Raw genomic sequence first — 14,320 nt, forward strand, 5'->3', positions numbered from 1 at the left:
CTTAATACTCCTCTCTGAAGCGGCGCGTCACCCAGTTTGCGAGCAAGTTCATCAAGAGAGTGAAGACGAACAACAACGCACCGACCGCATAGATACTGTAATATTCAATTGTGCCGTACCCTGCATCACCTTTAGCGATTTGAACGATGTAAGCTGTCATCGTTTGAATCGCATTGAGCGGATTGAACTCAAAGTTTGGCTGCGAACCACCAGCAATGGTCACAATCATCGTCTCACCAATCGCACGACTCATTCCAAGAACGATCGAGGCAATGATTCCTGACGTCGCTGCAGGCATGACGACTTTCGTCGCCACTTCAAGACGTGTCGCACCTAAACCGAGCGCACCATCTCGAATTTTCTTCGGAACAGCACTCATCGCATCTTCAGAGATGGAAGCAATCATCGGAATAATCATGATTCCGACTACAATCCCCGGGCTTAGAGCGTTGTAAATTTGAAGTCCTGGAATAAGTGATTGCAAAATTGGTGTGATGAATGATAAGGCGAAGAAGCCGAAGACGATGGTCGGTACACCGGCCAACACTTCTAAAATCGGCTTTAACACCCGGCGTGCTCGCTCTGAGGCGTACTCACTTAAATAAATCGCTGACGCCAATCCGAGCGGGACCGCAACAAGCATCGCAATTACAGTAATTTGGAGTGTCCCCATCACAAGTGCCCATACCCCGAAGCGCTGATCTGCACTAAGCGGGTACCACTCTGTCGTCCCTAAAAATTCAGCGACAGGCACTCGTTCAAAGAACTTGAACAGTTCAAAACCAAGCGTGAACGCTATACCGATTGTCGTGACGACTGATACGAATGCGCTCAAGAATAATAAGAACGGCATGATTTTATCAAACACGTTCGTCGTACTGAATTTCTTTTGTTTATTTTGTTGTATCATCTCTCGAATCGAGAGCTCTTTGTTTTGTTCGTTCATCTCGTGTATCGCTCCCTACCTCTTCATACTAGAAAGCATGGCGAGAAGGCGAGAGTAGCTCTCACCTTCTGCCATCTGTCAATATCATTCACCAGCAATCTCATCAATCATTTTCATGTTTTCATCGTAACGTTCTTGCTCCATTTTCACGTAACCAACTTCTTCAGATAGATCAGCAGCGTTTTCGTTCATGAAGCGTGCGAAATCAGCCACTTGCTCTTTATCTTTCAATGATGCGTTGTTGACGTACGTGAAGATTTCACGTGAGAGCGGGTATGACAAATCGTTGATTGTATCGTGTGTCGGTTCTACACCTTCAACTTTCAATGCACGGAGTGTATCTTGGTTTTCAAGGTAGTAAGCGAATCCGAAGAATCCGATTGCACCTTCCGTCCCTGCGACACCCGTTACGAGTACGTTGTCATCTTCCGACAATTGTGCGTCTTGGCGAATATCGACTTCATCAAGAACTTTTTCGTCGAAGAAATCATACGTACCTGAATCCTTACCTGGTGCGAAGAATGAAATCTCTTCATCTGGCCAGTCAGAGCGAACATCTTTCCACGTTTTCACGCTTGTGTCTGTCCACATTTTTTTCAATTCTTCAATCGTGATATCTTGTGCCCAGTCGTTTGCCGGGTTTACAACGAGTGATAGACCATCAAGCGCGACTGAAAGTTGTGTGAATTCCACACCATTTTTCTCAGCTTCAGCTGCTTCTTCATCTTTGATTTCACGTGATGCGTTTGAGAAGTCTGTCTCTCCCGTCACGAAACGTTTGAAGCCCCCACCTGTACCAGAGACACCGACCGTCACTTCAACTTCCGGTTGTTCGGCTGAATATTCTTCTGCGACTGCTTCCATGATTGGGAATACAGTTGACGATCCGTCCATGACGACTTTTCCTGAGAGCGCATCGCCTTCAGCAGCTCCACCTTCTTCATTATTCCCACAGGCAGCACCTACGAGTGCGACCGAAGTGATTGAAGCGAGTACAGCTGATTTTTTCATCCAAGACATTTGTGACGTCCTCCTTGAGTTTGCTTTGATTTTTGTTGTGGATCTGTTGTTATGTCCTACAATTAATATCCTAATGAACTTCTATTAACGAGAAATAAACGGAACGTAAAAGAATTGTAAAGACAAAAAAAGAAGTCACCGAAGTGACCCCTTTCATTGAAGCATTGCATTCACATCTTCTAAATCAAAGTAAGCTTTCATGATGTCATGAGCGACACGCGTGTTGATTCCCTCTGCCTCAAGTCCAGGCATGATGATGGCCCAAGCAATTTCTGGGTCATCAAACGGTGCCCAACCAACATGGTTGGAGTTCAGCGTCTTAATCGGCTCCCCGCTGGCGTTTCGTTTCGCCTGACCGTCTTCACCTTCAGCGATGGCCTGGGCTGTACCTGTTTTACCTGCAGCCGTCATCCCTGTCTGCTGCAAGATACGAGATGAACCTGATGAAGATTCAACACCTTGACGAAATCCTTCGCGAACTCGCTGAATGTACTCATCTTGAATATCGACTTTATTTAACGCATTTGGTTGGAACGTGCTGACGACTTGCTTGTTATTTTCATCAAGCGAACCAGGCTCAATGATTTCTTTAAGCAAGTGCGGTTGTACACGATAACCACCATTTGCTAGAGCGGACGTATACTGTGCCAATTGAATCGGCGTGTAGGAAATATACTGCCCGATCGACATATCCATAAGAAGTGTGACACGGTCCGGGATGCTACGGAATCCGGTAGATTCAAACGGTAAGTCAATTCCAGTCTCGACTCCGAGGCCAAACTGTTTATAATAATGTTCCATCGTTTCAAATGCTTGTGTGACATTTTCTCCGACGATTTGACCTGTCGAGTAATAGTCAGCCAAACGTAATGCTATTTGGAACATATAGATGTTCGATGACATTGCGAGTGCATCTAAGTCGTTGATGTTCCCCATGTTCCGATATGAGGCTTTGACGGACGACCCGATTCGAATCGGAGCATCATAAATATATTCACCTGGTTTGACGACACCTTCTTCAAATCCATAGGCGACTGTCGCCCCTTTAATAGTTGACCCAATTTGGCTGGCACGCAGCACCGTTCCGGTCGAAACGTCCTTAAATTCGTTCGTCTCTAAATCAAGTTCCTGTCCTGACAATGCAAGAAGCTCCCCCGTTTGAGGATTCATGACAACAGCAAAAGCCCGATCAAAGTGAGGACTTCCAGAACGTCCTGCTCGAATAGCCTTCTTCAAAATCTCGTCGATTTCTTTTTGGAATTCGATGTCCGTTGATAACACGATATCTTTGCCTGGGTTTCCGCTGACTCGTGTCGGTTCCCCGACTGGTTCCCCTTTGTAAGTCGTGAACACATCGTATGCTGGCGTTCCACGAAGGACGTCTTCATATTGTTGTTCCAAATAAGATGTTCCGACCCGATCATTCAACCCATAACCTTTTGCTTGGTAGGAAGCACGTTGCTCAGCCGGTATTTGACGGTAACTTCCTAAAAAGCTCTTGAACGTCTCATCGAACGGATAGTCACGTTGATAATATGGCTCAACGCTAACACCTGGCAATCGTTCTAGGTTTTCTTCGATGACCGCCATCTCTTTCGGACTTGCTCCGATTTTGATGACCTGTGGGTCTAATGCATAGCCGCTTTCCATATTGTGCTTGATGGCGATGATTTCTTCTGTCGCATCATCAAACGTGATCTCTTCTTCTGTGATCGAGTCAAGCAAAAGGCGATCCACGTCTTGGTTAGACAATGCCGCCCGTTCCTCTTCCGATAACGCCTCCAACAAGGATTGAGTGCGCTCTTGCGCTAACTCCGGATTCGTTGCAATCCAGTAGTCTTTGCGGTCACGCTCGGTCATTTTACGATCTTCTTTCGGAATATCGACAATCTCTGCCAATTTTTTTGCAACATCTAACCGTTCATCCGTTTTCGTCACTTGCGAGCGGCGATACATGACCGAGTAATTCGAAATCGTATCCGCAAGCACTTGACCGTTACGGTCGTAAATCTTTCCTCGCGGTACCTCATACTTGATTTTACTCGACTCCGTTTTCTGTACTTCTCGAGCAATCAATTCCCCGTTCACGATTTGAACGACCCCTAACCGAAAAATAAGAGTCGCAAATAGAATGAAGACGATAAAAAATAGTAAATTCAAGCGTAACGGTAAGTGGTTTCGCCGTTTCTTCAGCACTTTCACACGATTTTTAGCCAAGTCCGTTAACTCCTTCCACAATCGATTCCTTCTATATTATATAGAACAGCATAACCTGTCATTTTATCCGATTTTCACTATATCATAATTTGTTTACAAAATAATGAAAAGCACAAAAAAACCCGGGACTCATGTAAGAGTCCCAGGTAAGAACGACTTATTTAGCGTCAGCGTACAATTTCGCAACGTAATCCCAGTCGATGACATGGAAGAATGCATTGATGTAGTCAGGACGACGGTTTTGATAGTTCAAGTAGTAAGCGTGTTCCCAAACGTCAAGGCCAAGAATTGGCGAGACGCCTTCCATGATCGGTGAGTCTTGGTTAGGTGTAGACGTCACTTCAAGTTTCCCGTTTTTCACGACGAGCCATGCCCAGCCTGAACCGAAGCGAGTTGTTGCAGCTTTTGTGAACTCGTCTTTGAATGCGTCAAAGCTACCGAACGACTCGTCGATTGCAGAAGCCAGGTCTCCAGACGGCGTACCATTCTCATTTTTCTTCAAGAGCTTCCAGAAGAATGAATGGTTCCAATGACCGCCACCGTTGTTACGGACAGCAGTTTGAATGTCAGCAGGAAGTGAATCGATTTTTTGGAGTAAGTCTTCGAGTGAAGAGTACTCTACATCTTTCCCTTCGAGTGCATTGTTTACGTTTGTGACGTAAGTGTTGTGATGTTTTGTGTGGTGGATTTCCATCGTGCGAGCATCAATGTGTGGTTCGAGTGCATCATATGCGTAATCAAGTTTTGGTAATTCAAATTTAGCCATTACTAAAATCCCCCTTAAAAGTGTTTTGAACAACGTTCGTCTTAAATGTAACAGATATGTGACGGTCTACTCAATTCTAATGCTTCACTCGACATCTTCTTCCGGTAACGCCCAGACAGAAATAGACCCCGCCGCCACTTTAAATACCCCAAATCCTTCATCATCAATCTCAATTTTGTCCTCTAAGGTATTCGTCAAATCGACCCATGTTTCTCCAGAGCGCTCTTCACCAACGAACATTCTCTTTTCAGCCTCATCGGAATTTGAAATAAGAACGGCGCATCCTGAACGTTCGATCTCTTCTGCCCCATGGCGAACCCATCCAATGACATTCGACTCATCGAAGTAATCGTCCTGATCGCCGTAAGCTTTTTCACGACGAGCATATAGGAGCGTGTCAATCGCAAGTTTCATGCCATCAGTCGGGTGTGGTCCGTCAATACCGTAGTAATCTCCATAGAAGACACAAGGATATCCATCTTTACGAAGCAAGACGAGACCATAAGCGATTTGTTTAAACCATTCTTCTACCCACGATTCAAGCGCCTCCTCAGGCTGGGAATCGTGATTATCCACGAATGTCACCGCATGAAGGGGGTGTGACTGAACGAGTGTGTCATCAAAAATCGTTCGCATATCAAATGAAGCCCCTTCTTGCGATGCGCGATGCAAATTGTAATGAAGGGGAACATCGAACAAGTCGACGTGATAATCGATGTTATCAAGGAATGCTCGACACGCATCGAGGTCTGATTTCCAAAACTCCCCGACTAAATAGAATTCATCCCCCTTCTCTTCTCGCATCGTTTGGCTGAACTCTTTCACAAAATCATAGTTGATATGCTTAATTGCGTCCAAACGGAATCCGTCACATTTTGTTTCCTCGATGAACCATTTACCCCAGTTCAACACTTCCTCACGCACATCTGGGTGGTGATAATCGATATTTGCGAACATGAGATAATCATAAACACCGAATTCGTCATCAACGTTATCATTCCACCGCTTATTCTCTCCAACGATGAAGTAAATACCAGAACGGTCAGTCGCCGCATCATAATCAGTTCCGTTAAAATGAGTGTAGTCCCATTTGAAATTCGAATATTTCCCGTCTCGGGCTTCATAATCAAACTTCGTCCAACCTTCAATTTCAAACGGCTCATCTGACAATACTTTTGTTCGGTCATTCGGATCGACTTCTAATACTTCAAAGTTCTCGGTTGCATCCGCGCCTGCTTTATGGTTCATGACCACATCCATATAAATTTGCATACCTAACTCTTGTTGACAATACGCTGTTGCTTCGAGTAGTTCTTGTTTCGTTCCATATTTCGTGGCGATTGACCCTTTTTGATTAAATTCTCCTAAATCGTATAAGTCATAAACACCATAACCAGTGTCCTCGCCACTTTGTCCCTTCGTAACAGGTGGTAACCAAAGGGCCGTGATTCCAGCTTTATTTAAGTCTTCTGCTCTCTCTTTTAATCGCTTCCAATGTTTTTGGTCTGCCTCAACATGCCATTCAAAAAACTGCATCATGGTGTGATTTCGTTCCATTTTGTTCGCCTCATTTCATATTTTTCAAAAAACAAAATGCTAACGAGTATTTACCCACGATTTTTAGATTGAAAACAAAAAAACAACTTTCACAAAATGAAAGTTGTCGGAAAATGGACCCTGTAGGACTTGAACCTACGACCGGACGGTTATGAGCCGTCTGCTCTAACCAGCTGAGCTAAGGGTCCTTATAAATAGCGGCGGAGGGAGTCGAACCCACGACCTCACGGGTATGAACCGTACGCTCTAGCCAGCTGAGCTACACCGCCATGTTGTTATACAGTAATAATATACTGAATATATTTTAGAGTGTCAAGGGAAATTCCTTACCGAACAGAAAAAAGCACTCCAAAAATTCATTTGGAGTGCCCAGTTCTTATACGGTTACTTCGTTTGCATCTTCTAGTGTGATTTCTGTGATATTCATCGCATGGTCACCGATTCGCTCAAGGTTTGAGAGCATATCAACGAAGAACATACCTGCTTGTCCATCACAAGTCCCTTTGTTCAAGCGGACGACGTGGTTCTTACGGAATTGACGCTCGAGCATATCAAGCTTCGCTTCCATTTCAATGACTTTACGTGCCTCGACCATATCACTGCTCGCCAACGTTTGAAGTGATTTCTCTAACGTTTCACGTGTAAGGTCATACATTTCAGTCAATTCTTTTTGAGCATCAGCCGACAGTGTGACTTTCGTAGCTGTCTTATAATCGATTAACTCAATGATGTTTTCAACATGATCACCAATGCGTTCGATGTCGTTGATTGCATGCATGAGTGTCTTGTGCTCTTGTGATTCTTGTTCTGTCAAATCAACTGCGGCCAATTTCACGAGATAATCAGTAATTTTGGCATTTAACGAATTTAACGCTTCTTCGATATGAGCTGACTTTTCAGAGTGTTTTTTGTCGCCTGTAGTCAAATAGTTACGCGCTTCATCAAGACCAAGTTTTGCGAAATCTCCCATGCGGATGACTTCATATTTTGCTTGTTCTACGGCAATCGATGGTGACTGTTGAATGAAGATTGGATCTAAGTGTTGCGCTTTCGTGTCAACGATTGAATCTTCGCCAGGAACCATTTTCGTCACAAGCCAAGCAATCGAACCAATGAACCAGAACTGAATGAATGTATTGGCAAAGTTGAACGTACCGTGTGCGAATGCAATTTGCATCTTGTCTTCAATTGCTAAGAAGTCTGTAATCCAATAAATATAATTTGTAAAAGGAATTAACAAAATCATGAAGATTGTCGTACCAATCAAGTTGAAGATGACGTGCGCTGCTGCTGCACGTCGTGCGGCAACTGACGCACCGATTGATGCGAGAATCGCTGTGATTGTTGTTCCGATGTTATCACCGAACAATACTGGAAGTGCAGCGTCTAAGTCGATTGACCCTCCAGCATATAGCTCTTGTAAGATACCAATTGTTGCGGAAGATGATTGTACAATGAAAGTAAATACTGTACCGACGATGACTCCGAGGAACGGATTGTCACTCATAGATTGTGTCAAGTCGATGAAATACTCACTTGAACGAAGTGGACGCATCCCGTCTCCCATCAACTCAAGACCGTAGAAAAGTGCCCCAAGACCAAAGATGACTTGTCCAAGGTGTTGAAAACGTTCTTTCTTAAAAAAGAAGAGCAGGACTGCACCGATTGCAATCATCGGAAGCGAATATTCACCGACATCGAATCCGATAATGAATGCCGTGACCGTTGTACCGATGTTTGCACCCATGATGACTCCAATTGCTTGACGAAGCGTCATGAAGCCAGCACTGACCAGCCCGACCGTAATAACGGTAGTACCTGAAGAAGATTGAATCAATACTGTAACGATAATCCCGGCGAGTACACCGAGGAAAGGATTCGTTGTATACTTATCAAGGATGTCTCGCAGGCGATTCCCTGCAGACTTTTGGAGTCCGTCTCCCATCGATTTGATCCCGAAGAGGAAGATCCCTAGACCTCCAAAAAACATGAATAACATTTCTTGCAAATTGTATTCCACGATTTTTGTACTCCTTTTAATTAAGAATTGGTTGGATTTGCTTGGTTTTTAATGCCCTACTCATTATGCCTTCATCGGCAACTTCATGTAAACACGTTTTATGTAAAAGTTTTATTAAAACGCTGTACCAAAATTGTCTATTTATGAGTCTTTGTAATATAACAGATTGGAGTTTTTATATGTTATCCACGATTTTCACGTTTCTCCGCTCAAGTCTAGTCCCTTCAAAACAAGTGTTACGACTTCGTCTTGCGCCACTACATGCTTATATGGGCGCAGCTTTTATTCTGACGCTTGTCATCACTACGTTAGATTTTTTAGTAATTCGTCCTGACTTTTTTATTCCGATGTGGCTATTTTTACACGGCTTCGCAATCTTCTTTTTCTATTTGATTTGGGTATCCATCACTGCTTTATTCGTCCAATTGTTTACGAAAATCTATTCAAAAAATATGTTACCCTATCGTCAATCTTGGCCATATGCCGTGTCGACGACTCTTGTGCCGACTGTTCTGTTAGTCACGTTGTATCATATCAATTCAAATTTCATAGTTATTGGTTTGATTATTGGATTAGGGTATGTTATCTATCCTCTGACGAAAGTGCCACAAAAAAAACAACGTCGGGCGTCCTCTTGAACGCTCGACGTTGTTTATGTCGGTGACAATTCCTCAGGTGTTTGATTCAGCGCCTCACTTTGGTCTCTTAAGTTCGTGCCAGCATCTTGTAGTGAGCGTTGAACATTCGACCAACGATCTACCCCTTCATTTAAATCACTCAATTTCCGCTCAAGCAATGAACTGATTTCTCGTAACTTCTCATTCGATTCCATCAATTGAACGAGCCGCTCCCCTGTACTAGAGGTATGAACAGTAATTTCCTGAAACTCGTCTAGCTGAACTTTAATCTCGTAATCAATCGTCTCGATACCAGTCTCGACACGATCGACCGCATCTTTTAGAAGGTGAATCTCCCCAATGAAGTCATTGACTTCAGATAGCAAGTCTGTTCGTTCTATGTTCAGCGCTTCAATGGCACTGACCGCTAGAAGCGTTGCCTCATTTGTCATTTTGGCCAAGTTGCCCACTTCATTCGCAACGACAGCAAATCCTTTGCCGTGTTCTCCAGCTCGTGCCGCCTCGATTGATGCGTTTAATGACAGCATTTTTGTCGCTGTCGAGACGGAGAGGATACTCTTTAGCGCTTCATCTGCCTTTGAAGAGTTCACTTCACTTTCCATAAGCTTTTGCTGAATAGACTCAACTTGACGCTCGACATAGGCACTGACTTCTTTCACTGCAGAGAATGTTTCAAGCTCTTCATGTAAAATTGATTTTAATCGATTCCCTCGTTCATCCACACTTGTAATTTGTTGTTCGAGCACTTCAATTTGTTGTGTCACTTCTCTCATTTTAGATGAAGACCCGCTCGTCACACATTGATAAGAGTGACTCGTAGACTCTACAGTGGCTGCGACTTCTCTAAACTGTTCCACTTGATGGTGACTGTTCAATAGCTCTTGTTTGAAGACTGGCAAGCTCTTATTAAATGCTATTGCAGTTTTCCCCATCATTGTCATCGATTGATTCCACAGATGAATGAACGCATTGAATTCCGTTTCTAACATATGTATTTCCTTTGACTTTGCTCCAAGCATTACATCGTCGAATCGGCGCGACTCGACAGCGCGACGTAACGAATTGGCTAGAACACTTAATGACTTTACTTCACGGTGAATGAACCGTGTAAACATAAAGGTCATCCCAATCATCGCAATCAATAAGATGTAAACGATATGCCTCCGTAACTCACTCATCGAACCGAGAACAGATTCTTTCGTGACGACAAGAACGTAATCTGCTTTCAGTTCAGGAATCGGTACGGAAGCAATTAATAATCGCTCTGTTTCTATCACTTCCGATTTAGAATTCTCAAAGATATCTTCTATAGAACTGTCTGCCGTTATTCCTTTCTTCCCTGTCAATTGCACGACCGACTGCTCATTCACTAAAAATTGAGCCGCATCCATCTCATCTCCCGATAAGATCGATGCTTGTTGCATATAGGTAGACTTCAGTGAACGATTCAATTGTTTCTCGTTAGCGACATAGGCACTGTATGAGGTCTTAATTGATTCTCGCATAACCGTGACTTCTCGCAGGAGACGTTGCTCAATCTCCGCTGACAACAGTTGTTCAGATTTTAGTGCGAACCAACTAAATGTGAGTATGAAGATAAGAAGGACGATTGGCATCAGTGTCCATTGAAGACGGTGTGCCATTTTTAGACGTTTATTTTTCTTGGTTTCATTTCTGGCTTTTTTGATTAGATGTCGTTTGAAATTCCACTTCACGTGTGCCACCTCTTTTTATAATCTCGCCTATATATCGGTCTTGAGACGGTGGAAAATTATGAAGTAGATGTTAAGATAACGTTATAGTTTGTAAAGAGCACACATCCGTTACGCATCCTAGATGCTTTTTCACATTCTTTTCGTTATGATAATGAAGAAACCTTATCATCTTAAATCGATTGGATTCTTTCCAAAAGAAGGAGATTACGTATATGTCAGAAATTTTGCATCGTTCATTAACACGTCCGATTCGTGTCGGTAACTTGATTATCGGGGGATCTAACGAAGTCATTATCCAATCTATGACCACAACGAAAACACATGACGTCGAGGCGACAGTCGCCGAAATCAAACGTCTTGAAGAAGCTGGTTGCCAAGTCGTTCGCGTGGCATGTCCAGACGAACGTGCAGCTGACGCATTAGCTGAAATCAAGAGCCGCATCAACATCCCGCTCGTCGTCGATATTCACTTCGATTACAAGCTTGCCTTAAAAGCGATTGAAAGTGGCGTCGATAAAATTCGCATCAACCCGGGTAACATTGGTCGCCGTGAGAAAGTAGAAGCTGTCGTAAACGCAGCAAAAGCAAAAGGGATTCCAATTCGGATTGGTGTCAACGCTGGCTCATTAGAAAAACAATTCCTTGAAAAGTATGGTTATCCGACTGCCCAAGGAATGGTTGAAAGTGCCATGCACCACGTCAAGATTCTCGAGGACCTCGGATTCTACAACACGATCATCTCGCTCAAAGCGTCTGACGTGAATCTCGCACTCGAAGCGTACACGCTCGCTGCGAAGACATTCGACTATCCACTCCATGTCGGAATCACAGAGTCTGGCCCGCTCTTCTCTGGCTCACTCAAATCAGCGGCCGGACTCGGCGCTATCCTCTCACTCGGTATCGGCTCAACTGTTCGGGTCTCGCTTTCAGATGATCCAGTAGAAGAGGTAAAAGTTGCAAAAGAAGTACTCAAGTCGTTCGGGCTTGCAGCGAATGCCGCGACTCTAATTTCTTGCCCAACGTGTGGGCGAATTGAAATCGATTTGATTTCGATTGCAAAAGAAGTAGAAGATTACATTCAAAATATTAACGTCAATATTAAAGTGGCCGTTCTCGGATGTGCGGTAAACGGTCCGGGTGAGGCTCGTGAAGCCGATATCGGAATCGCTGGCGCACGTAACGAAGGTCTCCTCTTCCGTCACGGAAAGATTATCCGTAAAGTGCCTGAAGCGACGATGGTCGAAGAATTGAAAAAAGAAATCGATGCCATCGCCGCTGAAAAAATGGCTGAACGTGAGCGCGAAGAACAGGAACTCGCAAATCAATCAAATTAACAAATCTCATTCCCGTACGGTTGCAACCGTACGGGTTTTTGATAGAATAGAGGGCATGTGAGGAGGAGTGATGAGATGCGAATCGGCATTGATTTGGACGGAACCGTTACAGATCCTAAAAGTTGTTTCCTATATATGAATGAATCACTCGGTTATTCGATTGATTATCATCGTGCGACCGAGTACGAGTTGCATACGTATACAACGATGGAGCAACATGAATTTTGGAAGTTTATGATTGAAGAGGGGCATGAGGAAGCGATTTACCGCCGTTCCCTTCCGCACTCCGATGTGCTTAATGTGTTATGGGAGCTAAAGCGACAACATCATCTGCATTACGTCACTGCCAGAAGTGAGGCCGTGCGACCGGTTACGGAAGAATGGATCAAACAGCATCGCCTTCCGCTCGATTCGTTGGTCATGACCGGTTCCCATGATAAAATCAATGTCGTCAAAGACTTGTCACTCGAACTGTTTATGGAAGATCGATATGAGAACGCAATCTCGATTCATGAAGAAACATCAATCCCGGTACTCCTATTCGATGCACCTTATAATCGTAAGACGTTACCAGAGGGCGTGACCCGCATTTCGACATGGCGCGAGGCGCACCATCATGTCGCACAAATAGAGAAACAAATCGTTCTACAGCAACGTTAAAAGGCAATCCCGACGCAATCGGGATTGCCTTTTTAAATTCGTCCGAGCTCTTCGATTACATCGCTTGCTAGTACACTTGCGGGGTGTATCGTTCGACTAATCGATTTGGCGGCGAGCGCATGCCACAATACAGCTTGCTCACTAGGAGATTGAAGCTCACCTTTTCTTGACCAGAGCGCAAGTAAGATTCCCGTCAATATGTCTCCGCTCCCACCTTTCGCTAAAGCAGACGCTTCTACGGTATTGACGGCACCTTTCCCATCAGGTGTGACGATGAGGGTATACGTGCCTTTTAAAATCAAATGAACTCGATGTTGTTTCGCGAACTCGCTGGCCACAGCGAAACGGTCCCCTTCGATTTCTTCAACCGATTGATTGGTCAGTCTGGAAAATTCGCCAGGATGAGGCGTTAAGATGAGCGGACCTCGTGTTTCGAAACGTCTCGTCGAGAGCGCTCCCGCATCGACAATAATGGGACAAGACTGGTGCTTCACTTGTTGCCAGATGGTATCCATCCCCTCACCTTCCACCATACCGGGACCAATTGCAATCGCATCATATGATTGCTCTAGAACATCCGTATGTTGATTGTACATCGCTTCAGGCAATGTGGAAATGAACGGGCTTGCTTCTCGTGGGACGGAGAGATTTAATAAACCAATCCCCGAACGAATCGCAGCACGACCTCCTAAAAATGGTGCGCCTAACAAATGACGACTTCCACCGATAAGTATACCGTGTCCATAGTCTGTTTTATGACTAAATCGGTCCCGCTCCAATAATGACCGATTGAAATCAGATTCGGTCAACACGCTCCAATTCGATGTATGCGGTAATCCAATATCAATTCGTTCAATCTGTCCGTAATATGGCGACGTACGATTTAAAAACGCAGTACGTTTGTATCCGTGCAAACAATATGTGCGTGTTGCCTGAATCGCCAGACCATCAAACTCACGTGCATGGTCACTCGGTATTCCTGAAGGAAGATCAATCGATAAGACGGTTGCCATTTGTTGATTCACCCATTCAATCACGTCCCTTGCTTTTCCAGTCACGGGACCAGACAGTCCGACTCCGAAAAGAGCATCAATGACAATATCCGTTGCTACAGGTTGTTCAATCACACGAACGAGCGAAGACGCATATGCCGCGTGTGTCGAAGCTGCCTCTGATTTACTATCACCAAGTGGTAACCATACACTCACCTCATGTCCTTTTACGGCGAGCTCTCTTGCGACGACCCAGCCATCCCCTCCATTGTTTCCGGTACCACACACCACCAAAATGGTTGAATGCGATTCGATTGGAAGTTTAGGCACGATTGCCGAGGCCGCCCGTTCCATCAATACCGACTCAGGCATCCCGTTTTGAGTAGCGGTTTGATCAATCTGTTTGATTTCTGCAGCTGTATAAATCATTTGAAGCCCCCCCTTTCGATACAAAA

General features: G+C 44.4%; 11 protein-coding genes and 2 tRNA genes. 3 read left to right on the plus strand and 10 right to left on the minus strand.

The annotated features are described in order from the left end of the window. Position 1 precedes the first annotated feature (1 nt). The 8 genes from pstC to KNO95_RS05355 all read right to left on the minus strand — a co-directional run bounded on the left by pstC (position 2) and on the right by KNO95_RS05355 (position 8,526). Positions 2–946, minus strand: coding sequence for a phosphate ABC transporter permease subunit PstC (pstC, locus tag KNO95_RS05320; RefSeq protein ID WP_214699012.1), 945 nt, complete (start codon positions 944–946; stop codon positions 2–4). Between the two features lie 84 nt (positions 947–1,030). Next, positions 1,031–1,966, minus strand: coding sequence for a PstS family phosphate ABC transporter substrate-binding protein (locus tag KNO95_RS05325; protein WP_034770981.1), 936 nt, complete (start codon positions 1,964–1,966; stop codon positions 1,031–1,033). 153 nt (positions 1,967–2,119) lie between these two features. After that, positions 2,120–4,183: a peptidoglycan D,D-transpeptidase FtsI family protein gene (locus KNO95_RS05330; protein ID WP_214701850.1), complete on the minus strand. Its 2,064-nt coding sequence runs from the start codon at positions 4,181–4,183 to the stop codon at positions 2,120–2,122. A 157-nt stretch (positions 4,184–4,340) separates the two neighbouring features. Beyond that, positions 4,341–4,949, minus strand: a complete 609-nt coding sequence (locus KNO95_RS05335) for a superoxide dismutase (RefSeq protein WP_026825700.1) — start codon at positions 4,947–4,949, stop codon at positions 4,341–4,343. 84 nt (positions 4,950–5,033) lie between these two features. Next, positions 5,034–6,506: an alpha-amylase gene (locus KNO95_RS05340; protein ID WP_026825699.1), complete on the minus strand. Its 1,473-nt coding sequence runs from the start codon at positions 6,504–6,506 to the stop codon at positions 5,034–5,036. A 114-nt stretch (positions 6,507–6,620) separates the two neighbouring features. After that, positions 6,621–6,694 (minus strand) — tRNA-Ile (locus KNO95_RS05345). A 7-nt stretch (positions 6,695–6,701) separates the two neighbouring features. Then, a tRNA-Met gene (locus KNO95_RS05350) sits at positions 6,702–6,775 on the minus strand. Between the two features lie 107 nt (positions 6,776–6,882). Continuing rightward, positions 6,883–8,526, minus strand: a complete 1,644-nt coding sequence (locus KNO95_RS05355) for a Na/Pi cotransporter family protein (RefSeq protein WP_214701844.1) — start codon at positions 8,524–8,526, stop codon at positions 6,883–6,885. Between the two features lie 179 nt (positions 8,527–8,705). Between KNO95_RS05355 and KNO95_RS05360 the strand changes: the two genes are divergently transcribed. Next, entirely contained in the window at positions 8,706–9,164 is a 459-nt protein-coding gene (locus KNO95_RS05360; RefSeq protein WP_214701842.1) for a hypothetical protein, read from the plus strand. Between the two features lie 14 nt (positions 9,165–9,178). Here KNO95_RS05360 and KNO95_RS05365 read toward each other — a convergent pair whose 3' ends face one another. Next, a complete protein-coding gene (locus KNO95_RS05365) occupies positions 9,179–10,879 on the minus strand; it encodes a methyl-accepting chemotaxis protein (RefSeq protein WP_214701840.1) in 1,701 nt (566 codons plus the stop codon). Positions 10,880–11,091: 212 nt separating this feature from the next. Between KNO95_RS05365 and ispG the strand changes: the two genes are divergently transcribed. Beyond that, entirely contained in the window at positions 11,092–12,213 is a 1,122-nt protein-coding gene (ispG, locus tag KNO95_RS05370; protein ID WP_026825695.1) for a flavodoxin-dependent (E)-4-hydroxy-3-methylbut-2-enyl-diphosphate synthase, read from the plus strand. A 75-nt stretch (positions 12,214–12,288) separates the two neighbouring features. Continuing rightward, positions 12,289–12,873, plus strand: a complete 585-nt coding sequence (locus KNO95_RS05375; RefSeq protein ID WP_026825694.1) for a hypothetical protein — start codon at positions 12,289–12,291, stop codon at positions 12,871–12,873. Between the two features lie 32 nt (positions 12,874–12,905). Here KNO95_RS05375 and KNO95_RS05380 read toward each other — a convergent pair whose 3' ends face one another. Further along, on the minus strand, positions 12,906–14,294 hold the full coding sequence (locus KNO95_RS05380) for an NAD(P)H-hydrate dehydratase (protein ID WP_214878431.1): 1,389 nt from the start codon (positions 14,292–14,294) through the stop codon (positions 12,906–12,908). Positions 14,295–14,320 lie beyond the last annotated feature (26 nt).

The organism is Exiguobacterium sp. ERU653 (assembly GCF_018617775.1).
Taxonomy (GTDB): Bacteria; Bacillota; Bacilli; order Exiguobacteriales; family Exiguobacteriaceae; genus Exiguobacterium; species Exiguobacterium marinum.